Source organism: Paenibacillus pasadenensis, from assembly GCF_002864175.1.
GTDB lineage: Bacteria > Bacillota > Bacilli > Paenibacillales > Paenibacillaceae > Paenibacillus_O > Paenibacillus_O pasadenensis.
Genome location: NZ_NFEZ01000004.1, coordinates 2,539,755 through 2,565,390, shown reverse-complemented (window position 1 = coordinate 2,565,390; position 25,636 = coordinate 2,539,755). Strand labels below are relative to the sequence as shown.

The window sequence follows — 25,636 nt, the reverse complement described above, 5'->3', positions numbered from 1 at the left end:
CCCACTCATTCCCACACAACTCGACCGCCGCCGCCGCGTCCAATGAAGGGCAGGCGACAAACGCGCCGGGAGCTTTAGCGACGCTCCTCTACATAACGCCATCATCCTATTCGAACGGGAGGAATCCACCAGATGAAATTCGCTCCGCTCGCCGCCGCGGCCGCCGTCGCGATCGGCTTGCAGGCTTTGGCGGCGCCGTCCGCCGGCGCCGCCAAATCGCTGTCCGCCATCACCCAATACCGCGTCTACCAGAACGACCGGCCCTTGCAGGAGTTCGCCAAGCAGGCGGACGCCGAAGCCTACGCCGCCCGCTATGCGTACAGCCGCGTGGAGCGCATCGCGGACCGCGCGTGGCTGTGGGACAACCTGCCCCGCTACAAGGTTTATCTGAACGGCCTGAGCCGTCCCGAATGGGAGTATGCCGGCTACGCCGCCGCGCGGGCCAAGGCGGACTCGCTGCCGTCAGCCCAGATCCGCGACCTGCAGCAGCCCGGCTGGGTGTACAGCAAGTCGCCGCGCTACCGGGTCTATCAAGGCGGCAGCACGAAGCCTGAATGGGCTTTCTCCACGCTGAAGGCAGCCAAGGCGGAGGCCGCCCGCTGGGCGAAATCCCATATCGTCGACATCGAGGCGGCGGCGTGGATCTGGGACAGCTATACCGCCGAGCAGGCCAAGCAGGCTCGCGCCGCCAAGCCCGTCTACGCGGTCGAAAACAGCGCAGGCGTTCGGCAAAGCGCCTACTCGTTCCTCAAGGACGCCGCGCTCGCCGCCGCCGAGCTGCCCGGCAGCCGGGTCGTCCACGCGGCGACCGGAGCCGTGCTGTTTTCGCGGGAAGCCTCCTACGAGGTGCGGCAAGGCGGCAAGCCGGTCGCCCGCTACTTCGCGCTGCAAAGCGCGCTGGCCAAAGCCAAGACGCTCGCCGGCTCGCAGATCATGCAGGGCGGGCTCATCTGGTGGACGAACGAGCCCTATCTGACGGTGATGCAGGGAGACAAGCCGCTGCGCAGCTTCCATACGCGCCAAAGCGCCCTCTCCTACGCGCTCGGCTACGCCCGCAGCCGCATCGTCACCGCCGACAGCCGCGTGCTCTGGAGCCAGCCGCAGTCGCTGCAGGTGCTCGGCTGGAGCGGCACCTCCGACGAAGCCAGCATCGTCGCGCAGCTCGCCGGCACGCAAGGCGTCGACATCTCGTCGCCGTCGTGGTACGAGCTTGCGGACGCCTCCGGCACGCTCAAGGACGACTCGCTGCCCGAGCTCGCCGCGGCGCTCAAGCAGCGCGGGCTCAGCGTGCAGCCGCTCGTCCACAACGGCTTCGATCCGAAGCGGACGAGCGCGTTCCTGGCCGACGGGAAAGCCCGCGCCGCGTTCGTATCGAAGCTGACCGCCAGCCTGAAGAAGCTCGGCGCAGACGGCCTCAACCTCGACTTCGAGAGCGTCGCGGGCAAGGACCGCGCGCTCTACAGCCTGTTCGTCGGCGAGCTCGGAGCCGCCCTGCGCAAGGCCGGCATGACGCTCACGGTCGATCTGCCGCGCGGCGACACCGCCTGGGACCATCTGACCGCATACGACCATCAAGCGATCGCGGAGGCGGCCGACCGGATCGTCATCATGGCGTACGACGAGCATTGGCAGGGCAGCGACGAGGCCGGACCGGTGAGCAGCCTCGGCTGGGCCGAGGGCGGCATCCAGCAGTTCCTCTCCTATGGCGTGCCGCGCTCCAAGCTGCTGCTCGGCGTTCCGTTCTACGTCCGGCTCTGGGAGCTGGACAGCTCAGGCGAGCCGCTCGGCAGCCGCGCCGTCGCGATGAAGGACGTGCCGCAGCTGATCAGCTCCAAGCCCGTCTACGCCTCGCTGGACGAAGCGGCCGGCCTCACGAAATACACCTACGCCGAGAACGGCAGCACCTATGTGTTCTGGGCCGAGACGGAGCAAAGCGTATCGAAGCGCATCGCGCTCGCGAGGAAGTACGATCTCGCGGGCATCGCCGCCTGGCGGCTCGGCTACGAGCCGGCGTCGCTCTGGACGGCCGTATTGAAGCAGAAGCAATCCTAACTTATTTTTTTTCGGAACGTGCAGCGCTGAACGCCGCAAAAAAAAGCTTGCCGATTCGCCTGAGGGCGAACGGCAAGCTTTTTTGGATTTCCTTGGATGGAGGCTGCGTATGCCGGCGGTCAGAACGCGACGCCGATGCCTCCGCGGCCCGCGTACGTGCCCATGACCGGTCCCATGCAGGACAGATGGACCGCCCGGAACGGATGCTTCGCCAGGATGCGCTCCTTGACGTCGAGCGCCAGCTGCTCGCTGCCGCTATGGACGATGGCGATCTCCGAGTTCTCGTAGTCATGCTCCTTCTCGTCGAGCTTGGCGAGCAGGCTGCCGACGGCCTTGCGGAAGCCGCGCGTCTTCTCGACGACTTCCACCTTGCCCTCGCCGCTGATGCGCAGCAGCAGCTTGATGTTCAGCACGGAGGCGACGCCCCCGGACAGCCGGCTTAGCCGTCCGCCCTTGATGACGTTTTCAAGCGACTCCAGCGTAAAGTAGGCGCTCGTCTGCTCAATGATCCGCTCCGTCCGCTCCTTGAGCTCGGGCAGTCCGCAGCCGCCCTCGGCATAAGCGGCCGCCATCGCCACGATGCGGGACAGCCCGCCGGAGAAGCTGCGCGTATCGATCACCTCGATGCCGCGTTCGAAGCCTTCATCGAGCAGCATGTCCTTCGCGATGAGCGCGGACTGATAGGTGCTGCTTATATTGGACGACATGCAGAGGACGAGCAGGTCGCTGGCCGGATCGGCGTTGCGGAACGCTTCCAGAAAGACGGCCGGGCTCGGGCTGGCCGTCGTCGGCAGCTCGCTGAACGACTCCATCTTGTCGTAAAACGCTTCGGCGCTTGTCCCTTCCGCCATCGGACCGTCCGGAAACGTCACGGTCAGCGGAACGATTTCGATGCCATAGCGGGCTTGCAGGGGAACGGGCAAATCAGAACCGCTGTCTGTTATGATCTTGATCGGCATAGGTGGGCTCCTTTCGTTCAGGAGACATTATACCGGATCGGCTCCCTTCCCAGTAGTCACAAATATAACTTGTCAAACCCGCTTCTTTATGCTATGAGAAGCGATTCAGCCGTCCAGCTCCGCGCCTCTCACCTTGGCGAACACCATCGTATCGCGCCGGCTGCCGTCAGGCGACAGGTCGTTTCCGCGCAGCACGCCCTCGAGCGTGAAGCCGCAGCGGCGGGCGACCGCGGCGCTGCGCTCGTTGCGGGCGTCGCACCGGATCTCGATCCGATGCGCGCCGAGCCGGCCGGCGGCGAAGGCGGTGATCGCATGGACGGCCTCCGTCACATACCCTTTGCCTTCCTCGCCCGTGCGCACCCAATAGCCGAGCTCGAAGCATCTCGCCTTCCAGTCGATCCGGTGCAGGCCGCTGCAGCCGATCAGCCGCCCGCTCGCGCGGTCCAGCAGCAGCAGCCGCATGTCCTCGCGCTGCCGATAGGCGATGTCCGCCCGCCGCGCGTCCAGCTCCGACTCCTCGGATGTCGGGGCCTGCTGCGCCCACGGCATCCAGACCTTGAGCCGCTCCAGGCTTTCCTTCACCGCTTCGTTGATGGCCGCCCCGTCGCCGCTGCGCGGCGCGCGGATGAGCAGCCGGCCGCTTTCGAACGGCTCGTCGATGTCGAGCAGCATCGGCTCCATCGTACCGCCTCCTCTTTCCAAGTGGGAATATGCTCCATCTTACTTGAAGGGCGGCTTCCTGGCTAGAGGCGGCCAGACGCGAAAAAACCGCCGCCCCGCTCACCAGGAGCGGATGACGGCGGCGCTTTCTTCCGAAGGGTAGTAGCGCTTGTCCGGACTGGCCTCGCCGATGGCGAACACCGAGTAGCCGAGAAACGACTCGCGCCCGCGGAACGCGTCCCGGTACGCCTCGAACAGCCGGGCCTGCAGCTTGGCGTCCGGCGCATCGGACGGCGCGGAATTCCACGGCTCGCTCGCCGCGCCCTCCCGTGCGGGAAAGCCGAGCTCGCCGAAGAAGTACGGCTTGCCCCATCGCTGCGCCAGCTCCTCCAGCTCGGCGGGCACGTCCTGGCCGCGCCCGTGGCGCTCCGCATGCCTCAAAGCCGCCTTGAGCTCGGCCGTCGATGGCGACAGCTTGTCGGTCAGCTCGAAGTATGCCGCCACCGAGATGAAGTCGACCTCCGCCCACAGCGGGTTGTCCCGCTTGGCGCGGAATGCCGCGAGGCTGGCCTCGTCCCAATCCGCCGTGTACCACCAGTTCGTCTTGTAGGTGACGAGCCCGCCGTACTGCGCCTTCAGCTCCTTCAGCAGCCGGATCCAGTCGCCGCTGCGGCTTTCCAGATGGACGAGATTGGACGCCGCCACGACCGCCTCGACCTGCAACGGAGCGGCCAGCTCGCGCACGAGCGGCTGCAGCACGTCCTCCTGCCAGTGGCGGAAAAAGGCTTCGGGCTCCGACGGATTCCATGCCGTCTCGGCGACGCTGCCGTCCGCGATCCACGGATACGGCTCCAGCAGCACGCGGATGCCTCGCGCATGCAGCATCGGGATGATCCGGCGCGCCTTGTCCAGGCTTGCCTCGTCCAGCTCGAAGCGGCTCGCCCGCGAATCGGCGACGTTCACCGCGACCGGCACGTTGACGGCGTTCAGCTCGAGCCGCCTCGCATCGTCCAGCGCCGTCTCGATGACGTAGTCCGTCGACAGGTTGCCGGAGCGGATGCCGCCCTCGAGCAGCGGCCTCATACCGTCATCGTTGCCGGCGGCAAGCCACCAGGCCGCCGCGCCGATGAGCAGCGTCCCCGCCGCGCCGAGCGCGAGGACGCCGCGGCTGAAGCTCCTGCGCGCCATCCTCATCCCTCCTCGATCAGCTTCGGTTTTTGCGGTATTTGCGCCAGATCAGGATGATGCCGAGCAGCAGCAGCAGCAGGATCGTGCCGAACAGGATCGCGAACAGCCTCGCTTCTCCCGAGCTCAGGCTGACCCGCTCCGCTACGCCCGGACTGCCTTCATCGGCGAAATAATGGTTCAGCGCCTTCTCCCAGCGGTCGACCAGCGTCGCGTTGCCGACGAGTTCGCTGCCGTAGGAACGCATCGACAAATAGTTCTCCGCCTGCTGCAGGCTCTCCTCCTCGGGCGCCGTCACGGCGAGCAGCGAGCCGCCGCCCTCCGCGGCGGGGAGCAGCTGGATCGAGGCGAGCCGCGCCGCGAAGTCTGGCAGCAGCCGGCGCTTCTCGTTGCCGACGAAGCGGGCGAGGCCGCTGTCGTACGGGAACCATATCCGCTGGGCCGCCGAGCGGATGAGCTCGCTTTGCTGCGGCGTGCCGACGGCAATCAGCTGCAGCCCCTTGAGGCTGTCCGACTGCCACGGAGCATCGGCACGCGCCTGCAGCGAGCCGCTGTTGTCGGTCAGGTAGGATCCGAGCCGGGCGGCGATGCGGGCCTCGCGGCTCAGGTCGGTCCAGCCGCCGCCCGGGAGGACAAAGGCGGCGGCATTCCAGCGGCCGTTCTTGATGAACGGCCACGGATAATGCTCCAGCAGCAGCGCGCGCTCGTCCTCGGCCGGCAGGCTGACCGTCGACTCCGGCGCGATGTACGCCCACGGCGTCTGCTCGCCGGGACGGATGCAGTCGTAGCCGGTCATCTGCAGGTCGAACGCCACGCTCATCGCCAGATAGCCCGACTGGGCCGCGCCGCTCGGAATCGGCACCTCCCAGACGTCGCCGTCGGCCGACTCGGCGTCCAGCTTCTTGCTGCCGGCCGGGATGCCGTTGACGTAAAGCGTTGCGAGCGACTGGTCGAAATTCAGGTTTTTCGCGTATTTGAGCTCGAAGCGGGCTTTCGCTCCCGGCAGCACGAGCTTGTTGGACGGCAGCTTCACGTCGAAGTCGGCCTGCTGGCGGAACGGTCCTTGCGCCTGAAGCCCTTGCGGATAGCCGAGCTCCTCGAACGTCCAGCGATCGCGGGAGGCATCGGCGGCCGGCCGGTTCACATTCGTTCCGCGCGGCAGCAGCACGGCGCTGCCGTCCAGCTGGGCGACGAGATCGGGATTTTGCAGCAGCCGGGCGGCCGTGTCGAGACCGCTCTCGTCCGCCCCGGATACGATGCCCATGAGCAGCCGTCCCGGCTGCAGCGGCGATTCCGCGCGGAACAGCAGCGTGCCCTCGGCCAGCCGGCCGAGCGCGTCGGCCGGAGCCGCCGCCTTGAGCGCCTCCGGCATCGAGGAGGCAGGGCCGACATAGAGCAGATGGTCGCTCCGATGCTTGCCGGCGGCAACCTCGGCATAGACGCCCATATGCAGTCCCGGCAGCCCTTCCTCGACGGTCAGGCCGAGCGCGGCCGCCGTCTGCAGGCCGGCGGCGACGGCGGCGGGCGACGCTCCGTCCGGCAGCACGATCGACGTGCCTTCGCCGCGGCGCTCGCCCGCGTCCGGCACGAACGGATACGGGAACTGGCGCAGCTCGCCCGTCGCCGCCTGCTCCTCGTAGTCCGCCTGCAGGTAAGAGCCTTCGCCGACAAGCAGCCAATTCTCGTCGGAGCGGTCGTCGGCGCAGATCTCGAACCGGTCGTCCGCATGGCCAAGCGACAGCCGGATCTCGTTGACGCCCGCGGCCAGATCGGCTCCGGAGATGGCAAGATCGAGGCTGCGGCCGCCCTCGCCGATCTCGGCCAGGCGCAACGATCGCGACGGCTTGCCGTTCACCTCGACCGTCAGCGCGGAATCCGCGGCCAGACGGCTCGAGCGCAGCTCGAGATGGAGCATGCCCGAGCGCAGCTCCCAATGCTTGCCGAGGGTGAAATACGTCGATTGAGCGGAGTAATAGCCTTGGAGCTTTACATCCTTGCCGTATGGAAGACGGATCCGGCTCGAGCCGTCCGGCGCCTGCATGACGGCCGGCGACAGGCTCCTCCCGGGCGCCGGAGAGCTCTCCGGCGCCGCCGATGCGGCTGGCGCGACCGATACGGACGGGTCCGCCGGCTGCGCCGACGCGGACGGCGCGGGAGACGGCGCTGCCGCGTCTACGGCGGCCGCGAGCGGCGAGGTCAGGATCGAAAGCAGGACAGCTGCGGCCACGATCGTTTTTTTCATGGACATTCTCCTTAGAACCGTTCCGTCTTGTACCATCGGGCTTCCCGCCGCAGGATGGCATCGCGGATGAATTGGTAGACTCCCTGCAGGGCGACGACGAGCCACAGCTGGCAATACGTGAAGTACATGATCGCGACGAGCGCGATGTTGCGCGGGCGGCTCTGCCCCTTTTCCATGCTGAGGGCAAGCGCCATCTCCAGCACGAACACGAGGAACGCCATCAGCCAGAGCAGCAGCGTGTTGCCGACGATGTTGTACTCGATCAGGCCGAGGATGCCGAGCACGAAGATCGCGTCGGACAGCAGCGCCGAGCTGAGGAACAGGAAATAGACCGAGCAGAAATAGATCAGGTCGAAGCGGATCCGCTTCGACTCCGGAGAGAACAGCAGCGGAATGTTCTTGAGCAGGACGTAGATGTTGCCCTTCACCCAGCGGCTGCGCTGCTTCATCCAGACCGGCACCGTCTCCGGCTCCTGCTCCCAGGTGACGGAGAGCGGCATGTACTGGATCCGGTAGCCGAGGCGGTAGATGCGGAAGCTGATTTCCGTATCCTCGGCGATCGCCTTCGTATCCCAGCCGCCCATCTGCTCGATGATGCTGCGGCGGACGACGAAGTTGGTGCCGGGTATCGTGCACAGGCCGAACAGCTCCCAGCGTCCCGCCTGCACCATCCACTGGAAGCCGAGCGTCTCGATGTTGATGAAGCGGGTCAGCCAGTTTTTGCCGCCGTTGCGCGTGCGGAACTTGCCGATGACCGCTCCGAGCCGGTCGTTCCGCCAAAGCGTGTGGATGAGGATGCGAAGCGCCGAGCGCTCCGGCGTATTGTCGGCGTCGTAGACGGCCAGCACCTCGCCGGTGCTGACGGCGTAGCCGTTGTTGAGCGCGCCGGACTTTCCTTTGCCGCCCGTCTCCGGACCGGTCGTCAGGATGCGCAGATTCACGTCGGGACGGCTGCGCTGCAGCTCCGCGAGGATCGCTCCTGTGCCGTCGCTGGAATTGTCGTTGATGACGATGATCTCCAGCTTGTCCTTCGGGTAGTCGAGCTCCATGAGCGCGCCGACCGACTGGCCGATCACCTTTTCCTCGTTATGGGCCGGGATGAGCACCGAAACGGTCGGATAGTCGTCCAGCGGCTCGTCCACGCGCATCTGCAGCGTTTTCAGGTAGTAGCGGTATCCGCCTGCCGTGAGCACGATATTGATGAGAAGCATGATCCAGATGCAGACCATGCAATACAGAAAGAGGTAATCGATCCAGCCCAGCTGCTCCATGGCTCACCTCAGATGCTTTCTGCGATTGATCTGGCGGCCGACGACAAACGCCGCCGTAAACGCCCCCACGACGAGGACCGAGACGACGAACAGCACGGATAGGACGTTCTGGACGCCGCGGTTCACCGTCGTCAGCCCCCCATCCGCCGGCGGCGCGGCTGTCGGCTCGGGGACTTCGGGAGCGGTCCAGGACGCGGGACTGCCGTTCAGCAGCGTCTGCCCGTCCCGGCGGACGAGCGACTGCTCCTCCCAGACGATCCGGCTGTCCACGGAGGCGGGATCGGCGAATGCGGTCCCCCGCCCCAGCTCCGCCTCCACGGCGGCCTGGAACGCGGCCAGCGGCAGTCCGGCCTCGAACGCGAAGACGCGGGCGGAGCTCTCCGGAAGCGGCGCTTCGCCCTCGGCGCCGGCCGCCGGCGCCAGAGCCGCGTAGCGGCCCATCCACGCCTGCGCGGCGTCGAGATCGCGCGAGAAGCCTTGCCAGCCGGCTCCCTCGACGAACAGGTCGGCGGAAGCGGCGAGCCCGCTCCATTCCGGATCGAACAGCAGATCCGGCGGACCGGCGAGTCCGGCCGGATAGACGCCGCGGCTCACATAGGCGTACATCGAGCGCGCGCTGAGCACCGCGGCATCGTCGGTATCGGTCGCGCCGGTCACTTCGTGGCCCGACAAATACGAGTCCCACTCGTCCGGCGGCGTCCAGCCGGCGAGCGGACCGAGCAGCGCGACGCCGCCGAGCTCCTGCATCCGGCGCAGCGTCTCGTAATAGCCGTCCAAGGAAGGCGAATCGCCGCCCGTGAACAGCGGACGCAGCTCCATCCAGTACGGAATGCCGCGCTCGTGCAGCCAGGCGGCCTTGCGCTCCAGCTCCTCGCGATCGAGAAACGGGCTGATGCCGCTCAGAAGCGCGTACGTCGGCGCCGACACGCCGGAGGCGTCGAGCCAGCCGGCGAGCTGACGCGCCGCCGCGGCCAAGCCGTCCGTCGTATCCAGCAGCACCGTATCGCCTCCGGCGGCGCCGGACGGCAGCGGCAGCCCGCTTCGGAACGGCTCCTCCGCGCCCCCGGCAACAACGACCAGATCCGCCTCCTGCAGCTGCTCCGGCCGCGCGTCTCCGCCGCGGACGAAGCCTACGGCGGCATAGGGCCCGCGCAGCATCCGGTACAGCTCGATCAGCCGCTCGCGCCCGTCCCGGCTGTTCCACTCGCGCCCGTAGACGACGAGCGCCTTGCCGCCCTCCGGCTGCGCCGCCTGGCGCAGCGCCGGAGAAGAATCCGCGCGGAAAGCCGGCGTAGCGGCGGATGCGGGAGACGGCGCGGCGGCCGGCAGCAGCAGGAGAACGAACAGGAAGCAGCAGACGAGCCTCCGGCCGGCCGCATGCCTCGCCGCGCCGCCGGCATGCCGCGCGCTACACATCGTACTCCATGTCCTTTTCGGCCGCGCGGCGCAGGGAAAGCGGATCCGAAGGCTCGGAAGGATCGTAGGCGGCGAGGCCGACGCGAAGCTCGAGCCGCACCGTGACCGCCTTGGCCGCTTTTTGCAGATCGTACGAATAGATGCTTTCCTTGATGCGCGATTTGACGACCTGCGCCCCTTCCCGGTCGCCGAGCAGCAGCAGCGCGAACGTGCGCCCGTCCTCGAGGATGTAGCTGGAGTCCTCGGTGCGCGTGCTCTCGCCGAGCCGCTTGCCGATCCAGGCGACGACGTCCTTCATCGCCTCGCCCCCGACGATGCCGCGGATGTCGTCATAGTAGTCGAGCCGCACGAGCATGACGCTGAGCGGAAGCTCGTAGCGGCGGGAGAGGCTCATGAACTGGCCGAGCACGGCGTAGAAGACGCGCGCGTTCTCGAGCCCGGTGATCTCGTCGATCGTGACGAAGTCCGAGTAGCGCTCCCGCATGCGCAGGTTTTCCTGCTGGATGGAGCGGATCAGGCCGCCGATGACCGCCGTGAGGACGGCGACGAGCGGCAGCAGCACGAGCCAGTAATACACCTGCGACTCGATGCCCTTGCCTTGCATGACGCTGCCGTACATCACATAGCTGCCGTAAAAGAAAATGCAGACGGCCGAGGCGGTGAGCGCGATCATGAGGCCGCTCAGGTAGGACAGCACCGCGACGGCGAACAGCGCGCTCAGCAGCAGCGTGTTTTGCAGGTAGCTGTCCTTTGGAAGCAGGACGAACCAGTTGACGATCCCGTAGCTCAGGACGGCAAGGACGATGACCCAGATATCGAGCTTTTTGACTTCCATTTCGTTTTCCCAGCCTTCCCGCGCAGGCGCAGCCTTTGCATGATCTTGTGCGCGACCCAGCCGGCCATCAGGCCGAACATGAGGTCGAAGCAGACGTTGTAGAGGAACAGATGCTTGGCCAGGTCGGCATCGCCCGCGCCGAGGAACGACACCCCGAGCTGCGACAGGCCGATCAGGCCCGGCAGCGCGAGCGCCTCGAGACGGAACTGGTCCGCTCTGCGGCGGCCCCTCCAGGCCGCGACGTAGAGATAGGCAAGCCCGCCGTAGAAGACGGCGTAGAACAGGACGATGAAGCGGAACGTGCCCGGGAACAGCTGCTGCTTGAGGCTGCTCCACCCGGAGAAGAACGACGACTTCGCTCCCGGCTCCCGGCCGGCGCTTTTTTCGTAGTTGCCCATCGCCGTCGGGCGGATCTGGTAAGCGTGGCTCGCGGCCTCGTTCAGCTTGTCGATCGCCCGGTCCGCATGCAGCGCATAATAGCGAAGCAGCGCCAAGTAGCCGAACTTGGAGTAGAACTCCTCCTGCATGAGCTCGGATTCCACCGGCTCCAGCTGGTACTTGTCGTAATACGTCGTGCCCGCCAGCACCGCGAACTTCGGATCGAGCCCGATCTCCTGCAGATCGCGCTCCGGATGCTCCGTGTTCTGGAGGATGCCGCGCGTCACGGCGTGGTACTGGTTGATATGCTTGATGTCGTCGGACATCAGGCCGTAGGTGAGGACGCTGACCGCCGCGACCGCCGCCGCGCCGCCGATCGCCAGCCGCCGCAGCCGCCTGCTTTGGTACAGAAACGCCGCGCGCAGCCCGAGCAGCGCCAGCAGGATGCCGGCCGGAGCGTTCTGCTGCTTGGCGGCGGCGAACAGCCCGGCGGCGGCGACCCAGGCGGCGAGCCAGCCCGCCGAGCGGCGGTCGAGCTCGGGCAGCCGCATGAGCAGCGCCATCGTCAGCAGCAGCAGCACGTAGGAAGCCGGCTCCCCGTAAAAGGAGCTGAAATAGGCCGTATAGCCCGTGTCGGCGAGAACGAACACGGCGATCAGCGCCGCCGCGGCTGCCCCCGCCGCGGTCAAGCGCTCGGCCGCCTGCCTCACGATCAAGTAGATCGCCGCCAGGAACAGCGCCGCATACAGCGCGGCGATCGCCCGCATATCGAAGCGGTTGTCGCCGGTCAGCAGCAGGTCCGCTCCGATCGCCCCGCGGATGAACAGCGACAGCGAGGAGATGAAGGCGGTGTTGGAGTCGTACGGATATTCGCGGACGCCGTAGATGCGGTTGTAATAGTCGAAATGCCGGTCCTCGTACGTCTCGTTCAGATCGTACAGGCCCGGGTTGTGGATCTCCCGAAAGAAGTCGCCATTGTCCGCCATGCCGAGATACGGCTTGACGAACAGCGCCGTCAGGATGACGATGGCGGCCGCAAGCGCGGCGGCGGCGGCGATTCGAGCCGGATGCTTGGTGCGCCGTGCCTCGTCGAGCATGTCCGGCTTCCCTCCTCTTCTCGAAACCGACGGCGGATTGCGTCGATTCGTCACATCATCTATACCCAATATTTAACGATAACTCCCAAGCGTAATAAAGATATTTTTCGCAAGCTCCTCTAATCTTACGCAAAATAGCCTTTGGCACAAGGCCAAAGGCGGTTCTTCCAGCAGATTCCTGACTCGCGCGGACCGCTCGGCGATGCGGCTTGCGGTACTACTTGGAAGCGGCTGTCCATATCCTTCTTTAGGAAGGAAAGGAGAGTGCCGACGATGAGCGTTCCCGTATATTTGCTGTCCGGATTTCTCGGAAGCGGCAAGACGACGCTGCTGCTGAGGCTGCTGGAGGAATGCGCGCGCCGGGAGCTGAACGCCGCCCTGCTCATGAACGAGCTGGGCCAGATCGACGTCGACGGCAGCCTCGTCTCCGAAAAGCTGCGCCTGCCCGTGCGCAAGCTGCTGGACGGCTGCCTGTGCTGCACGAAGCGCAGCGAGCTGGAGTCGAGCCTCGTCTCGCTTGCCCGTACGGTGCCGGATGTCCTGTTCGTCGAGCTGACCGGGGTAGCCGATCCGGCGGAGCTGCGGGAGCTGCTGCAGGACGGCGGGACGGCGCATGCGGCCGGTCTGGAGCTGGCTGCGGTCGTCACGGTCGTCGACGCCGGCACGTTCGCCGAGTACAACAGCCGCTTCAGCGCCGATCGCGAGCTCGTGCGCACGCTGCGCAGCCAGGTGGCAAGCGCGGATCTCGTGCTGCTCAACAAAGCCGATACGGCGCCGGAGGCACAGCGTCTCAAGGCACGGCGGGCCGTCAAAAAGCAAAATGCGGCAGCCGCCGTCCTGGAGACGGAGCGCTGCCGCATCGATGCCGCTTCCTTGCTGCATGGGATTCACCCGCGCCGAAGCGCTGCCGGAGCGGCGGCGTCACGGGGAGATGCCGCCCCGGCCGGAGCCGTCCCCGGCGCTTCGGCCGGGACGGGCCCTTCCATGGCCGGAACGGCGGCGGCCGCATCCCGCACGCTGAAGACGCTGCCGACGGCGCAGCCGCTCGCGGACCGCTACAGCGGCGGCTCCCTGCGCTCGCTGACGCTGCCCGCTCCGGCCGGCACCCAGCCGGAGCGGGCCGAGGTCGAGCGGTTCCTGCGCGAGCTCGGCGACGGCCTCGTGCGGGCCAAAGGCTATCTGCGCCTCGGCGGCGAGACGCTGCTGCTCCAGCATGCCGGAGGGCGCGCGGAGTGGGAGCCTGCCTCTTATCCCGGCCAGCCGTACCTCGTGCTCATCGGCTCGGCCCTTGACGAGGGACCGCTTCGCGAGCGCTGGGCGTCCCTGTACGGCAGCCGGCCATGAGCCGAAGCCGTCGTTCCCGGCTGCAGCGCCGTCCGCTTCCCGGCTGCGCTTGCCTAGCGGCAGCGGCAGCCCGAATCGTCAGCGCGTCTCGCGGTGAAGCGTCACCCGTTTCAGCCGCGGGCTGTATTTTTTCAGCTCCAGCCGTTCGGGATTCGTCCGCTTGTTCTTGGTCGTCGTATAGTTGCGGTCTCCCGTCTCCGTGCACGCCAGCGTGATCGTCACTCTCATCCATCGTCACCTCCTTGGTCGAATATCCGGGGCCGCTCAGGCCGGAATGCTCCCTCCGGGAAGCAGATCCGCGAACAGCGACCAGTCGGACGCGAGCTCCGCCTCCGTCAGCAGGCAGCGGTCGAGCGAAGCGGTGACCGTCTCCGGGTCCAGGCCGATGCCGATGAAGACGATCCGGTTCACCCGATCGCCGTAGACGGGATGCCAGCCCGCCGCGAGCTCGGCGTCTTCCCGCTTCAGCTGCTCCTGCTCCTCTCGAGGCAGCGCCGCCGCCCAATATCCCGCCGGTCCGAAGCTGATCGACGGCCCGGCCTGGCTCAAGCTTTGAGCCGTCTGCATCCGCGAAGCCAGCCAGACGTAGCCTTTGGCGCGGACGACCTGCTCCGGCCAGTCCCCCAGCCAGCGCCGCAGCCGCTCCGGATGGAATGGGATACGGCGGTCGTAGACGAAGCTCGAGATGCCGTATTCGTCCGTCTCCGGCGTATGCGCCGGCTTCGCCAGCTCCTTCATCCAGCCGGCAGAAGCCGCTGCCTCGCCATAATCGAACAAGCCCGTATTCAGGATGGCGGAAGGCTCTACCCGGCCATGCTCGGCGCGGATGAAGCGGGCGCGCGGCTGCAGCCGGCGCAGCACGCCCTCGAGGCGTTGCAGCTCCTCCTCCGGCACGAGATCGCATTTGTTCAGCACGAGCACGTCGCAGAACTCCACTTGATCGAGCAGCAGGTCGGAGACGTCGCGGGTGTCGTCCTCGCCGACCGCCTGGCTGCGCTCGAGCAGCGACTCGCCGGAGCTGTAGTCGATCCAGAACCGGTTGGCGTCGACGACCGTCACCATCGTATCGAGCCGGCAGTAGCGGGTCAGGTCGATGCCGAGCTCCTCGTCCACATAGGAGAACGTCTGCGCGACGGGCACCGGCTCGCCGACGCCGGTCGATTCGATCAGGATGTAGTCGAAGCGGCCTTCCTTGGCCAGCCGCTCCACCTCGACGAGCAGGTCCTCGCGGAGCGTGCAGCAGATACAGCCGTTCGACATCTCGACGAGCTTCTCGTCGAGGCGCGACAGGCCGCCGCCTTCCTTGACGAGCCCGGCGTCGATGTTCACCTCGCTCAGATCGTTGACGATGACGGCGACCTTGAGGCCATCGCGGTTGTGGAGCACATGGTTGAGCAGCGTCGTCTTGCCGGAGCCGAGATAACCGCTCAGGACGGTGACGGGAAGCAGGGATTGAGTCATGGGAATCCTCCTATAATGTAATTTTTACGATCTTTGGGCAAGGAACAAGCCGGCCTCAGCCAGCTCGGTTCATGGATCAATCCGCATATCCTATCGTTATATTTACGATTTGATGACGGGAAAACAGCTCGATCCGGCGCTGCGGGGCATGCTGCCCCGGATCAGCCGTTCAGAGCGCCGACCAGCGCCTTCAGGTTGCTCTTCATGATGCTGATGTAGTCCTCGCCTGCGTCCGCCTGCTCCTTGGTCAGTCCTTCGAGCGGGTTGAGCACGTCGGTGCCGGCTTTTGTCTCGGCTGCGATCGTATCGGCCAGCTTGGAGTCGACAAGCGTCTCGAAGAAGATCGTCTTCACCTGATGCTCGCGCACGAATTCGATGACCTGGGCCATCTGCTCCGGCGACGGCTCCTGCTCCGGCGACAAGCCGCTGATCGGCACCTGCTTCAGCCCGTAGCGCTCCGCCAAGTAAGCGAAAGCGGCATGCGAGGTGACGAAGTCCTTGCGCTTCGAGCCTTTCAGCTCGGAAACGAATTGCTGGTTCAGCTCCTCCAGCTTCGCGATGTACGCATCGGCGTTTTTCGCATAGTCCTCTTTATGCTCCGGATCGGCCTGCTCCAGTCCTTTTTGGATGGCGCGCACTTCCTGCTGGGCCAGCACCGGATCGAGCCAGACATGGGGATCCTTGGCATGCTCGTCCGCATGCTCGTCGGCGTGCTCATCCGCGTGCTCGTCGGCATGTTCCTCCTCGCCGTGATGATGGCCGTCGTCGATTCCTTCCAGCTCGGCCAGGCCGTGGCTCGCCTCGACGACGACGCGGTTCGGATTGGCCGCGCTGCCGATCGCCTGCTCGGCCCAGCTTTCGACGATGCCGTTGTAGACAAAGACGTCGGCGTCGCTGATCGCGGCCATGTCCTTGGCGCTCGGCTCCCAGTCATGCGGCTCCACGCCGGTCGGCACGAGCGGCACGACGTCGACATGAGCGCCGCCGACCTGGCGGGCGAACTCCGCCATCGGGTAGATCGTGGCGGCCACCTTCAGCTTGGCGCCAGCTTCCGGCGCGGCTCCGCCGTTTCCGGCCGCCTCGTTCGCCGCTCCGCCCGAGCCGCTGCTGCCGCAGCCGCTCAGCGCCAGCGCCAGTCCGCCGGACAGCAGCAGGCCGGAGATCCATTTCCTTTGACTTGCCATGTTGACCTTCACTCCTTCTCTCTAAGCCTCAAGATGTATGGGAATCCTCGCCCAGCCTCGGAATCGGACCGTAGGAGTGCATCTCCGTGTCCGTGGCGGCAGCATGCTTGGACTTCGCCCGGACGAGCCGGACGACCTTCTGCGATGCGACGCCGATAGCCAGGAAGGCGAGGAGCACCAGCGCGATCGTGCCGCCGGGCGGCGTGCTCAGCTCGTACGAAGCGGTCAGCCCGCTCATGACGCCGGCCAGGCCGATCGCCACGGCGAGCAGCAGCGCGGCGCTGAAGCGCGACGTCAGCCGGATCGCCAGCGCCGCCGGCAGGATGATGAGCGACGAGACGAGCAGCACGCCGACAATCGGCATCGCGGCCGCGACGATCATGCCGGTGATGACGCTGAACAGCATCGAGATCAGCCCCGTCGGCAAGCCGCTTACTTTGGCCGTCTCCTCGTCGAACGTCATCTGATACAGCGGACGGCGCAGGAAAAAGAAGAACAGCGCCGCGGCCGCGGTGACGATCAGCATGAGCAGCAGCTGGGAGCGGTCGACGGCGACGACCGACCCGAACAGGTACGAGGTGAAGCTTTTGCTCATCGTCTTGTTCAAACTCATGAGCACGACTGCCGTCGAGAGGCCGCCGACCATGATGATCGCGATCGACATCTCGCTGTACGTCTTGTAGAAGCGGCGCACGTACTCCACCGCTACCGCTCCGATCGTCGCGGTCAGGAACCCGGAAAGCGTCGGGCTGAGGCCGAGGAAAGCGCCCGCCGCGACGCCTGCCAGCGAGACGTGGGAGAGCATGTCGGCCATGAGCGCCTGACGGCGCAGCATCAGATACACGCCGAGCACGGAGGCGACGACGGCGATCAGCGCGCCGGCGAAAAATGCCCGCTGCATAAAGTCGTAGTGCAGCATTTCCATCCTCCCTCCCCCTTTCGCTCGAGCTCGATGATCCGATCCAGGTAGGGGCGGCATTCCTCCAGGCCGTGGGTGACCATGACGATCGACATGCCGTGCGCGTCGACCATATGGCGCATCAGCTCGTAAAAGCCTTTGCGGCTCGCCTCGTCCATGCCCGTCGTCGGCTCGTCCATGACGAGCAGATCCGGCCGCTGGGCGAGCGCGCGCGCGATGCAGATGCGCTGCTTCTGACCGCCGGAGAGCTCGCCGATGCGCCGCTCCCGCAGCTGCCACATGCCGACCTGGCGCAGCGACTTCTCGGCCAGCTCGCGGTCTTCCTTGGTCACCCGCCTCAGCCAGGAGCCGCTGCTTAGGCAGCCGGACAGGACGAACTCCTGCACGTTGCTCGGAAAGCCGCCATTGAACGCGGCGATCTGCTGCGGCACGTAGCTGACCTTGAGCGGCCGGCCGTCCTCGCGCTTGCCGGCGAGGAACGTCTTGCCCTTCCACGGCTTGAGCAGCCCGAGCATCAGCTTCAGCAGCGTCGTCTTCGAGGCTCCGTTCGGCCCCGTGACGGCCGCGAACTCCCGGCTCCTCACCTCGATCGTCGCATTATGGAGGCTGGGCGCATCGTTGTAGCCGAACTCCACTTCTTTCAACGAAGCTAAGATCATCGCTTTCGTCTTCCTTTCTATCTTTCGGGCGTCTCCGTCTATCATCGTAATATTTACATCTCGAGACAAAAGAAATCGCTGCCTGTCCGCACGAACGAGGTCAGCGAAGAAAGTTGTAATGATTACACTTTAAGTATAGTACCAGCCGCGAAGCGGGCTGTCAACGCCTAGCGGCCTACTTCGCTCTGGCAGCCCTCGCAAAGGCCGTATACCTCGAAGCGATGGTTCATGATCTTGAAGTTGCCCGGCAGCCTCATCTCCTGCTCCATCGGGCAGTAGTCGAACGTGAGCGTCTTCTCGCAATTCGTGCAGATCAGATGATGGTGGTGATGATGATTGCAGGCCGCCTTGAACTTGAGCCCCGCGTCCATCGAGTAGAACTGCTCCAGCACGCCCATCTCGCTCATGAGGCGCAGATTGCGATATACGGTATCGAAGCTGACGCCCGGATAGTGGACCGTCATCGCCTCGTAGACGTCCTTCGGGGACAGATAGCCTTCGCAGCCGGCGAAAATTTCCGCCAGACGCCGCCGCTGCTCGGTGATGCGCCAGCCTCCGCGGGCCATCGCGTCGACGATCTCCTTGGCCGTGCCGCCGGCATGGGTATGCGCCATGATCCCGTCTCCCTCCCTTTACATTCCAGTCGATGGTCCTATTGTACCATAACCGGACGTGGACAAGGTAGCTCCGCCCGACCGCGCATGCCGACGACCGGCAGGCGGAATCCGCCTGCCGGTGTCCGGGACCTCAGCCGCTACGACTTGCCGCCGCGCCCCGCCAGATGGATCATGGAAACGACGAGGGCGAGCAATGCGATCAGCGTATCCGTACTCATGAAAACCGCCTCCTGAAGCGTAGGCTTCTGTCGGCCGGCTTCCTCTCCCATGAGCGGTGCGGAATCGGTTTCCCCGTACTAGGACTATGCGGGCGCGGCGCCGAGTATTCTCCTTTTCCTGCCAAAAAAGCTCTCCCACATCCCCAGCCGCGCACGTATAATAAGAACTACGCTCTCGCGAGCCGAGCGCGGCCTATCCGAACCTTCAAGGGGAGACCATCATGAACCTCTACTTGATCGTGCTGTCCTTGTTCATGTATCTCATCGCCTTTTTCACCGGCGTCAAGCGCACGCCATGGCTGCTGGCCGCCTTCGCGCCCGGCAGGATCCGCAACCGCGACAAGCTGTTCCGAACCGTCTCCCTCTATAATTTGATCGCTTGCGTCATCGTGTTTTTCGTCGGCGTCATCAACCTGCCGGAGCTGTCGTATCTGCTCGTGCTCATCGGCTGCGGCTACGTCGCGCTGCTGCTGTACTGCAACCGCAGCATGTAGGGTCCCGTCCTCCACCGCGCAAAAAAACAAGCCCTGGATGAAGCCATCCAGGGCTTGTCTTGCGTGAAGCGATGCGGCGGCCATGCGTCCGCCGCGCGTTGAATGCTCTTGCGCGGATCAGCCTTCGAGCAGAAGGGATTCCGGATCCTCCAGCAGCTCTTTGACCGTGACGAGGAAGCGGACCGCTTCGGCTCCGTCGACGATGCGGTGGTCGTAGGAGAGCGCGATGTACATCATCGGGCGGTTCTCCATCTCCGTGTCGCTGGTCGCGACCGGACGGATCTGGATCTTATGCATGCCGAGGATGCCGACTTGCGGTGCGTTGAGGATCGGCGTCGAGAGCAGCGAGCCGAAGACGCCGCCGTTCGTGATCGTGAACGTGCCGCCTTGCAGGTCCGACAGCGCCAGCGAGTTTTTGCGGGCTTTGCCGGCCAGCTCGGAGATCGACTTCTCGATGCCGGCGAAGCCGAGGCGGTCGGCGTCGCGCACGACCGGCACGACGAGGCCGTCCGGAGCGGCGACGGCGATGCCGATGTCATAGTATTTCTTGACGATCAGATCGTCGCCGTCGATTTCCGCGTTGAGGAGCGGGAATTTCTTGAGCGCGCCGACGACGGCCTTGGTGAAGAAGCTCATGAAGCCGAGGCCGATGTCGTTCTTCTCCTTGAACGCATCCTTGCGGCGCTTGCGCACGTCGAGGATCGCCGTCATGTCGACCTCGTTGAACGTCGTCAGCATCGCGGCCGTCTGCTGGGCTTCGACGAGGCGCTTGGCGATCGTCTGGCGGCGGCGCGACATTTTGGTGCGCTCGACCGGCTTGCCCGGCTGCTCCGTGAACGCCGGCTTCGCGGCCGGAGCCGGAGCGGCGGCCGGAGCCTTGGCCGCAGGAGCCGGAGCGGAGCCGTGGCTCGCCACGTCCTGGCTGTAGATGCGGCCGTTCGGGTCGGTTCCCTTCACCTGGTTGAGATCGATGCCGCGCTCGCGGGCCAGCTTGCGAGCCGACGGGGAAGCGATCGGCTCTCCCTCGGAGGATGCGCTCGCAGGAGCGGGAGCTGCCGCCGGCGCAGCGGCCGGAGCCGCTGGAGCCGCCGCCGGAGCGACCGGAGCTGCCGTCTGGACCGGCTGCGCCGGAGCGGCGGCTGCGCCGCCCTCTCCGATGACGCCGATCGACTCGCCGACGAGCACGGTATCGCCCTCGCCCTTCAGGATGCTCGAGAGCACGCCTGCGGATTCCGCGCTGATCTCCAGGTTGACTTTATCGGTTTCAAGCTCCAGCAGCAGGTCGCCTTGGCTTACGGCTTCCCCTTCCTTCTTGAGCCATTTGGTGATTGTCGCTTCCGAGATGGATTCGCCCAGATCGGGAACTTTGATGTCAGCCACTTGCTTCTACCTCCCAAGTAAAATCGTGTTCAGAGCTTTTTGCTGCAGCGAGAGCGAAAGGATGGACTGCTGCTCGGCGGCGTGCACTTCCTGATGGCCGCTAGCCGGGCTCGAGCGGTCCGGACGGCCGATGTAATGGACGGCCTTGCCTCCGGCCAACTCGCGGATGCGAGGCTCCATGAACGTCCAAGCGCCCATGTTCTTCGGCTCTTCCTGAACCCAGACGATCTCCTCCAGCTTGCTGTAGCGGGAGATGATTTCGGCGATCTCCTTGGCCGGGAACGGATACAGCTGCTCGACGCGCACGATGTGCAGCCAGCTCATGTCCTGGTCCTTGGCGGAATCCAGCGCTTCCTCGAGGTCGACGGCGACCTTGCCGGTGCAAAGGATCAGGCGGCGCACGGCGGACGCCTTCTTGCCGAGGCCTTGCTGCTCCAGCACGAGCTTGAACGAGCCGCTCGCCAGCTCCGAGCCCGGCGACAGGACGCGCGGGTTGCGGATGAGGCTTTTCGGCGACATGAGCACGAGCGGACGCGCGCCCTCATGCTCCGTCCAGGCAGCCTGGCGGCGCAGCAGGTGGAAGTATTGGGCGGCCGTGCTCAGGTTGGCGACGGTCCAGTTGTTCTCGGCGGACAGCTGCAGGAACCGCTCCAGACGGGCGCTGGAGTGCTCCGGTCCTTGGCCTTCGTAGCCGTGCGGCAGCAGCATCGCGAGGCTGGAGCGCTGCTTCCACTTCGTCCGTCCCGCGGAGATGAACTGGTCGAAGATGACCTGCGCCGCATTGGCGAAGTCGCCGTACTGCGCTTCCCAGATCGTGAACGTCTCCGGCGAGAAGACGTTGTAGCCGTACTCGAAGCCGAGCACCGCGCCTTCGGTCAGCGGGCTGTTGTACACCGCGAAGCTCGCCTTGGCTTGCGGGAAATGATGCATCGGCGAAAATTTCTCGCCGGTCTTGTGGTCGTTCAGCACGATATGGCGATGCGAGAACGTCGCGCGCTCGGCGTCCTGGCCGCTCATGCGGATCGGCTTGCCGTCGGCGAGGATCGTCGCCAGGGCGAGCGTCTCGGCGAGCGCCCAGTCGACCTTCTCGCCCTCGTCGAGCATCGAGCCGCGGCGCTGCAGGATGCGCTGCAGCTTCGGATAGACGGTGAAGCCATCCGGAACCTGCAGCAGCGCGGCGTTGATTTCCTTGAGGCGCTCGAGCGGCACCGCCGTCTCGGTCGTCTCCGGGGCGTCCGGAATCGAGCCTTCGTTCCGGCGCTTGCCGCTGGCCGCCTGCTCCTTCATGACGTCGTAAGCCTTTTGCAGCTCGGCTTGCGTGTCCTGGATCATCCGGTCGATGTCGGCGGCGCTCAAGGCGCCCTCGGCCTTCAGGCGCTCGGCATACAGCGTCGCGACCGTCTTGTGGGCGCGGACCTTTTCGTAGACGAGCGGCTGCGTGCCCTCCGGATCGTCCATCTCGTTATGGCCGTAGCGGCGGTAGCCGACGAGGTCGATCAGGAAATCCTTCTTGAACTTGTCGCGGTACTCGCAGGCGAGGCGGACGGCGGCGATGCAAGCCTCCGGATCGTCGGCGTTGACATGCACGATCGGAATCTCGTAGCCCTTGGCGAGGTCGCTCGCATAATGCGTCGAGCGGGAATCCTTGCTGTCGGTCGTGAAGCCGATGCGGTTGTTGGCGATGATATGGATCGAGCCGCCGTTCGTGAAGCCGTCGAGGCCGGTGAAGTTGAGCGTCTCGGCGACGATGCCCTCGCCCGGGAACGCCGCGTCGCCGTGCACCTGGATAGCGAGCGACTTGCTCGGATCGCGGCGCGGGAAGCCCGGCTGCGTGCGGTCCTCCTGCGCGGCGCGCGAGAAGCCCTCGACGACGGAGTTGACGTACTCCAGGTGGCTCGGGTTGTTGGCGAGCAGGATGCGCGCTCCGGCGACGGAGCGGTCCGCGCCGAGGTGGTACTTCACGTCGCCCGCCCAGCCGGAGTTGATGCCGACGGAGCCTTCCGACGGCACGAGCTCCTTGTTCGGCGCATGATGGAACTCGGAGAAGATCTTCTCGTACGGCTTGCCCAAGACATGCGCAAGCACATTCAACCGGCCGCGATGCGCCATGCCCATCAGGATATGACTCGCCCCGTCCTGAACCGCTTGGCGGACGATCTCGTCGATAACCGGAATAAGCATGTCGACACCTTCTACGGAGAACCGTTTCTGGCCGACGAACGTGCGGTGAAGGTAAGACTCGAATTGTTCGACATGAAGCAGCAGATTGAGCAGGGACTTGCGTTCTTCAACGTTCAGGGAGGCGTTGGCAATGCCCGATTCAGCCTTCGCGCTGAGCCAGTCCCGTTCGGTTTCGTCGTGGACGTGGCTGAACTCGAAGCCGATGGATTGGGTATACGAATTGCGCAGCTTCTGGATCGCTTCCCAGCCGTTGGAGACGCCGGCCGGCGCATGATCCCAGAGGAGGGAGGCCGGGAATCGGCTCAGATCCGATTCGTTCAGCTCAAAAGTGGATGGCTCGAGCAAGCGTGTATCCGAGGATGCGCGCAAGCCGAGAGGATCGGTATTGGCGGCCAGATGGCCGTAGGTGCGGATGTTGCCCACCAGCTTTTCGGCGGCGACGAGCTTCTTGAGCAGCGTCGCGTCGACGGCGACCTGTCCGCCCGCGGCCGGGGCCGTGCGGGAAGGCTGGGCGCCGAGTTCGGCAGGAGGCGCTCCCAGTTCGGCGAAAAGCTCGCGGAAGGAAGCGTCGACCGATTCCGGGTCGCTGCTGAACTGTTCGTACTGTTCCTGGATGTAGCCCAGGTTAGGTCCGAAAAAGTCTTTCCATTGCCTTTTCGTGTTTGATTCGTCGGTCATTTGCCAACTACCTCCGTTAAGTGAAAAAGGTTGGTACGGATGATAACCAAGCGCTGCCGAACCTCCGTCATGCCCGTGAAAAAGCCGCCGGCAGAGTACCGGCGGCCTGACAACAACGAATCATTGAACAGGTTCGGCTTCGATTGTGCCTCTATTATAAAGAAAATAAAGCGCTTATTCAACGTTTCGCGACAACCTTTCCGAAATTGTGACGATTTCGTTCACAACCTTGAGCGAAGCCGGCCTCTTTGCGGCCGAACATCGCGGGCAAAAGTCCGTCCTCCAGCCGAACCAGGCGCCGAGCGCCCAGCCGGATGCCGGATCAGGAGCGGTACAAGCCGCTGCGGAAGCTGACGAGCTTGGCCTCGGTCATCTCCTCGGCGGCGTAGCGGACGCCTTCCCGGCCGCTGCCGCTGTCCTTGCGGCCTCCATACGGCATATGGTCGAGCCGGAACGTCGGCACGTCGTTGATCATCACGCCGCCGGCCTGCAGCTCGGCTGCCGCATGGAGCGCATGCTCCACGTCCTTGGTGAACACGCCGGCCTGCAGCCCGTAGCGGGATCGGTTGGCCGCGGCGACCGCCTCCTCCCATCGGCGGAACGGCGCGATCGCGGCGACCGGGCCGAACGCCTCCTCGCAGCTGAGCTCGGCGTCCTCCGGCACTCCGCGCAGCACCGCCGGCCGCATCAGGCTCCCCTCGAAGCTGCCGCCGCACAGCAGCTCCGCTCCGCGCGCCAGCGCCGCGTCCAGCCAGCCCTTCAGCCGCTCCGCCGCCTTGGCGCTGATGAGCGGCGTGATGTCGGTCTCCTCGGCCAGCGGATCGCCGGCGACCAGCGCCTTCGCGCGCTCGGCGAGCATGGCGGCGAACCGATCCGCCAGCTCCTCATGCACGAAGACGCGCTGCACCGAGATGCAGACTTGTCCATTATAGGCAAACGCTCCGGCCGCCGTCTCGTCGGCGATCCGGCCTAGCTCCTCCTCCGTGAAGCCGCGATCGATCAGCAGCGGCGAGTTGCTGCCCAGCTCCAGCGTCGTGCGGCGCAGCCCGGCCAGCTGGCGGATTTGGCGGCCGACCTCAGGGCTGCCCGTAAAGGAGACGAACGAGACGAGCGGATGCGAGGCGAGCGTCGGCCCGAGCTCGCGCCCGTCTCCGGGCACGATGTTCAGCAGCCCGGACGGAAGGCCGGCTTCCTCGAACAGCTCGGCCAGGAACAGCGCGGAGATCGGCGTCTGCTCCGCCGGCTTGAGCACGACCGCGTTGCCGGCGGCCAGCGCCGGCCCGACCTTATGGGCGACGAGGTTGAACGGGAAGTTGAACGGCGTGATCGCGCTGACGACGCCTACCGGCTCCCGCCGCACAGAGGCGGTCCGGCCTTCGCCGCGCGGAGCGGCGTCCATCGGCACGGTCTCGCCGGTCAGGCTGCGGGCCGCCTCCGCGGCAAACAGATACGTCTGCACCGTGCGCGCGATTTCGGCGCGGGCCGCTCGGATCGGCTTGGCCGCCTCGAGCGCGACGATCCGCGCCGCCTCCTCCGCCCGCCGCTCGAGCAGATCGGCCGCTTGATACAGAATGGAGCTGCGTCGATGCGCCGGCATGCCGCAATGCTCGCGGAACGCCCGATCCGCCGCTTCGACCGCGCGCGCGGCCTGCTCCGGCGACGCATAGCCGACGAGGGCCAGCTCCTCTCCCCCGTATGGCGCGAGCAGCGGCGCCTGCTTATGCCCGTCTTCCCACGTCCCGTCGATCCATAACCGCATCAGTTGCGACATTTCGTATCCCTCCATCTTCATATTGTGATAGAAGCCAAACAAAGTCTAATGAATTCGTGCTTTCATGCGCCAATTTTCAAAGCGCTTTGCTTGACATGATACAATTTGTATCATAAAGTTTGATTATAAGGCCTGCTCGTCAAGCCTTTCTTTGAACCGCCAAGGTTCAGTCTGATGTAAGGAGCCACCGACATGACCATGACCATGGGCGACCGTCTGCGCGAGCTGCGACTCAGCAAGAACCTGTCCCAGGAGGAGGTGTCCCGCCATATCGGCATCACCCGATCCGCGTACAGCCATTATGAGATCAACAACCGCCAGCCTGTCTACGAGACGTTGATGAAGCTGGCCGCCTTCTTTGAGGTCTCCCTGGATTATATGATCGGCGGCGACCAAAATCAAAGCGAGTCCCAGCAGTTGAACAAGGATACGCTGGATCTGATCCAGACGCTGAACCGGATGGAGCCCGACAAGCGGAAGCTCTATATCGATCAGATGCTGAAGCTGCTTCGCAAGGCCGAATCCGCCGGCTAGCGGCCTGCTCCGCCTGCCGGCGGCAGGCGCGGCCGGCCGCGCCTTTCCCCGTTTTTCCCCTCGTCCCGATCCGGCCCTCCTCCTGCCTCTTGCCGGGCGCC

21 protein-coding genes are annotated in these 25,636 nt (G+C 65.5%); 4 read left to right on the top strand and 17 right to left on the bottom strand.

The features are described 5' to 3' along the window. Positions 1-132 precede the first annotated feature (132 nt). Positions 133-2,052 (top strand): glycosyl hydrolase family 18 protein, encoded by a 1,920-nt coding sequence (locus B8V81_RS20600; RefSeq protein WP_101809094.1) that lies wholly within the window; start codon positions 133-135, stop codon positions 2,050-2,052. A gap of 119 nt (positions 2,053-2,171) precedes the next feature. Here B8V81_RS20600 and B8V81_RS20595 read toward each other — a convergent pair whose 3' ends face one another. From B8V81_RS20595 to wsfD, 8 genes are all read right to left on the bottom strand, one after another. Continuing rightward, positions 2,172-3,011 (bottom strand): DegV family protein, encoded by an 840-nt coding sequence (locus B8V81_RS20595; protein ID WP_028599655.1) that lies wholly within the window; start codon positions 3,009-3,011, stop codon positions 2,172-2,174. 105 nt (positions 3,012-3,116) lie between these two features. Then, a complete protein-coding gene (locus B8V81_RS20590) occupies positions 3,117-3,692 on the bottom strand; it encodes a GNAT family N-acetyltransferase (RefSeq protein WP_101809093.1) in 576 nt (191 codons plus the stop codon). Between the two features lie 99 nt (positions 3,693-3,791). Further along, the gene (locus tag B8V81_RS20585; RefSeq protein WP_101809092.1) at positions 3,792-4,859 is read right to left on the bottom strand and encodes a glycoside hydrolase family 113; all 1,068 of its coding nucleotides are present in this window, start codon (positions 4,857-4,859) and stop codon (positions 3,792-3,794) included. Between the two features lie 16 nt (positions 4,860-4,875). After that, positions 4,876-7,098, bottom strand: coding sequence for a cellulose biosynthesis cyclic di-GMP-binding regulatory protein BcsB (locus B8V81_RS20580; protein ID WP_028599658.1), 2,223 nt, complete (start codon positions 7,096-7,098; stop codon positions 4,876-4,878). 11 nt (positions 7,099-7,109) lie between these two features. Further along, entirely contained in the window at positions 7,110-8,369 is a 1,260-nt protein-coding gene (locus B8V81_RS20575; protein ID WP_028599659.1) for a glycosyltransferase family 2 protein, read from the bottom strand. Between the two features lie 3 nt (positions 8,370-8,372). Beyond that, entirely contained in the window at positions 8,373-9,785 is a 1,413-nt protein-coding gene (locus B8V81_RS20570; protein WP_028599660.1) for a hypothetical protein, read from the bottom strand. Beyond that, positions 9,778-10,620 (bottom strand): GGDEF domain-containing protein, encoded by an 843-nt coding sequence (locus B8V81_RS20565; RefSeq protein WP_028599661.1) that lies wholly within the window; start codon positions 10,618-10,620, stop codon positions 9,778-9,780. The genes B8V81_RS20570 and B8V81_RS20565 overlap by 8 nt, the downstream gene beginning before the upstream one ends. Further along, positions 10,572-12,095, bottom strand: coding sequence for a glycan biosynthesis hexose transferase WsfD (gene wsfD, locus B8V81_RS20560; RefSeq protein WP_028599662.1), 1,524 nt, complete (start codon positions 12,093-12,095; stop codon positions 10,572-10,574). The genes B8V81_RS20565 and wsfD overlap by 49 nt, the downstream gene beginning before the upstream one ends. Before the next feature lie 273 nt (positions 12,096-12,368). Here wsfD and B8V81_RS20555 point away from each other — a divergent pair, with 273 nt between their 5' ends. Continuing rightward, complete coding sequence (locus B8V81_RS20555; protein ID WP_028599663.1) at positions 12,369-13,439, top strand: CobW family GTP-binding protein; 1,071 nt, start codon at positions 12,369-12,371, stop codon at positions 13,437-13,439. Between the two features lie 78 nt (positions 13,440-13,517). Here B8V81_RS20555 and rpmG read toward each other — a convergent pair whose 3' ends face one another. From rpmG to B8V81_RS20525, 6 genes are all read right to left on the bottom strand, one after another. After that, a complete protein-coding gene (gene rpmG / locus B8V81_RS20550) occupies positions 13,518-13,667 on the bottom strand; it encodes a 50S ribosomal protein L33 (protein ID WP_028599664.1) in 150 nt (49 codons plus the stop codon). A gap of 36 nt (positions 13,668-13,703) precedes the next feature. Next, a complete protein-coding gene (locus B8V81_RS20545; protein WP_028599665.1) occupies positions 13,704-14,900 on the bottom strand; it encodes a GTP-binding protein in 1,197 nt (398 codons plus the stop codon). 161 nt (positions 14,901-15,061) lie between these two features. Further along, a complete protein-coding gene (locus tag B8V81_RS20540) occupies positions 15,062-16,084 on the bottom strand; it encodes a metal ABC transporter substrate-binding protein (protein ID WP_028599666.1) in 1,023 nt (340 codons plus the stop codon). Between the two features lie 28 nt (positions 16,085-16,112). Next, the gene (locus B8V81_RS20535) at positions 16,113-17,009 is read right to left on the bottom strand and encodes a metal ABC transporter permease (protein WP_028599667.1); all 897 of its coding nucleotides are present in this window, start codon (positions 17,007-17,009) and stop codon (positions 16,113-16,115) included. Beyond that, entirely contained in the window at positions 16,955-17,662 is a 708-nt protein-coding gene (locus B8V81_RS20530; protein ID WP_028599668.1) for a metal ABC transporter ATP-binding protein, read from the bottom strand. The genes B8V81_RS20535 and B8V81_RS20530 overlap by 55 nt, the downstream gene beginning before the upstream one ends. A 167-nt stretch (positions 17,663-17,829) precedes the next feature. Next, the gene (locus tag B8V81_RS20525) at positions 17,830-18,276 is read right to left on the bottom strand and encodes a Fur family transcriptional regulator (protein WP_028599669.1); all 447 of its coding nucleotides are present in this window, start codon (positions 18,274-18,276) and stop codon (positions 17,830-17,832) included. 442 nt (positions 18,277-18,718) lie between these two features. On the opposite strand from B8V81_RS20525, the gene B8V81_RS20520 reads away from it, so the two are divergent. Beyond that, the gene (locus tag B8V81_RS20520; protein WP_028599670.1) at positions 18,719-18,991 is read left to right on the top strand and encodes a hypothetical protein; all 273 of its coding nucleotides are present in this window, start codon (positions 18,719-18,721) and stop codon (positions 18,989-18,991) included. A 117-nt stretch (positions 18,992-19,108) separates the two neighbouring features. On the opposite strand, the gene odhB is transcribed toward B8V81_RS20520, so the two are convergent. The 3 genes from odhB to B8V81_RS20500 all read right to left on the bottom strand — a co-directional run bounded on the left by odhB (position 19,109) and on the right by B8V81_RS20500 (position 25,001). Next, on the bottom strand, positions 19,109-20,371 hold the full coding sequence (gene odhB / locus B8V81_RS20515) for a 2-oxoglutarate dehydrogenase complex dihydrolipoyllysine-residue succinyltransferase (RefSeq protein ID WP_028599671.1): 1,263 nt from the start codon (positions 20,369-20,371) through the stop codon (positions 19,109-19,111). Positions 20,372-20,377: 6 nt separating this feature from the next. Then, on the bottom strand, positions 20,378-23,230 hold the full coding sequence (locus B8V81_RS20510; protein WP_028599672.1) for a 2-oxoglutarate dehydrogenase E1 component: 2,853 nt from the start codon (positions 23,228-23,230) through the stop codon (positions 20,378-20,380). A gap of 322 nt (positions 23,231-23,552) precedes the next feature. Next, a complete protein-coding gene (locus B8V81_RS20500; protein ID WP_416362089.1) occupies positions 23,553-25,001 on the bottom strand; it encodes an aldehyde dehydrogenase family protein in 1,449 nt (482 codons plus the stop codon). A gap of 192 nt (positions 25,002-25,193) precedes the next feature. Here B8V81_RS20500 and B8V81_RS20495 point away from each other — a divergent pair, with 192 nt between their 5' ends. Beyond that, positions 25,194-25,535, top strand: coding sequence for a helix-turn-helix domain-containing protein (locus B8V81_RS20495; RefSeq protein ID WP_028599675.1), 342 nt, complete (start codon positions 25,194-25,196; stop codon positions 25,533-25,535). Positions 25,536-25,636: the final 101 nt, after the last annotated feature.

Bases quoted from the DNA above. Each gene is read 5' to 3' on its own strand.
- B8V81_RS20600 (WP_101809094.1), top strand. From the start codon at position 133: ATGAAATTCGCTCCGCTCGCCGCCGCGGCCGCCGTCGCGATCGGCTTG.
- B8V81_RS20595 (WP_028599655.1), bottom strand. From the start codon at position 3,011: ATGCCGATCAAGATCATAACAGACAGCGGTTCTGATTTGCCCGTTCCC.
- B8V81_RS20590 (WP_101809093.1), bottom strand. From the start codon at position 3,692: ATGGAGCCGATGCTGCTCGACATCGACGAGCCGTTCGAAAGCGGCCGG.
- B8V81_RS20585 (WP_101809092.1), bottom strand. From the start codon at position 4,859: ATGGCGCGCAGGAGCTTCAGCCGCGGCGTCCTCGCGCTCGGCGCGGCG.
- B8V81_RS20580 (WP_028599658.1), bottom strand. From the start codon at position 7,098: ATGAAAAAAACGATCGTGGCCGCAGCTGTCCTGCTTTCGATCCTGACC.
- B8V81_RS20575 (WP_028599659.1), bottom strand. From the start codon at position 8,369: ATGGAGCAGCTGGGCTGGATCGATTACCTCTTTCTGTATTGCATGGTC.
- B8V81_RS20570 (WP_028599660.1), bottom strand. From the start codon at position 9,785: ATGTGTAGCGCGCGGCATGCCGGCGGCGCGGCGAGGCATGCGGCCGGC.
- B8V81_RS20565 (WP_028599661.1), bottom strand. From the start codon at position 10,620: ATGGAAGTCAAAAAGCTCGATATCTGGGTCATCGTCCTTGCCGTCCTG.
- wsfD (WP_028599662.1), bottom strand. From the start codon at position 12,095: ATGCTCGACGAGGCACGGCGCACCAAGCATCCGGCTCGAATCGCCGCC.
- B8V81_RS20555 (WP_028599663.1), top strand. From the start codon at position 12,369: ATGAGCGTTCCCGTATATTTGCTGTCCGGATTTCTCGGAAGCGGCAAG.
- rpmG (WP_028599664.1), bottom strand. From the start codon at position 13,667: ATGAGAGTGACGATCACGCTGGCGTGCACGGAGACGGGAGACCGCAAC.
- B8V81_RS20545 (WP_028599665.1), bottom strand. From the start codon at position 14,900: ATGACTCAATCCCTGCTTCCCGTCACCGTCCTGAGCGGTTATCTCGGC.
- B8V81_RS20540 (WP_028599666.1), bottom strand. From the start codon at position 16,084: ATGGCAAGTCAAAGGAAATGGATCTCCGGCCTGCTGCTGTCCGGCGGA.
- B8V81_RS20535 (WP_028599667.1), bottom strand. From the start codon at position 17,009: ATGGAAATGCTGCACTACGACTTTATGCAGCGGGCATTTTTCGCCGGC.
- B8V81_RS20530 (WP_028599668.1), bottom strand. From the start codon at position 17,662: ATGATCTTAGCTTCGTTGAAAGAAGTGGAGTTCGGCTACAACGATGCG.
- B8V81_RS20525 (WP_028599669.1), bottom strand. From the start codon at position 18,276: ATGGCGCATACCCATGCCGGCGGCACGGCCAAGGAGATCGTCGACGCG.
- B8V81_RS20520 (WP_028599670.1), top strand. From the start codon at position 18,719: ATGAACCTCTACTTGATCGTGCTGTCCTTGTTCATGTATCTCATCGCC.
- B8V81_RS20510 (WP_028599672.1), bottom strand. From the start codon at position 23,230: ATGACCGACGAATCAAACACGAAAAGGCAATGGAAAGACTTTTTCGGA.
- B8V81_RS20500 (WP_416362089.1), bottom strand. From the start codon at position 25,001: ATGTCGCAACTGATGCGGTTATGGATCGACGGGACGTGGGAAGACGGG.
- B8V81_RS20495 (WP_028599675.1), top strand. From the start codon at position 25,194: ATGACCATGACCATGGGCGACCGTCTGCGCGAGCTGCGACTCAGCAAG.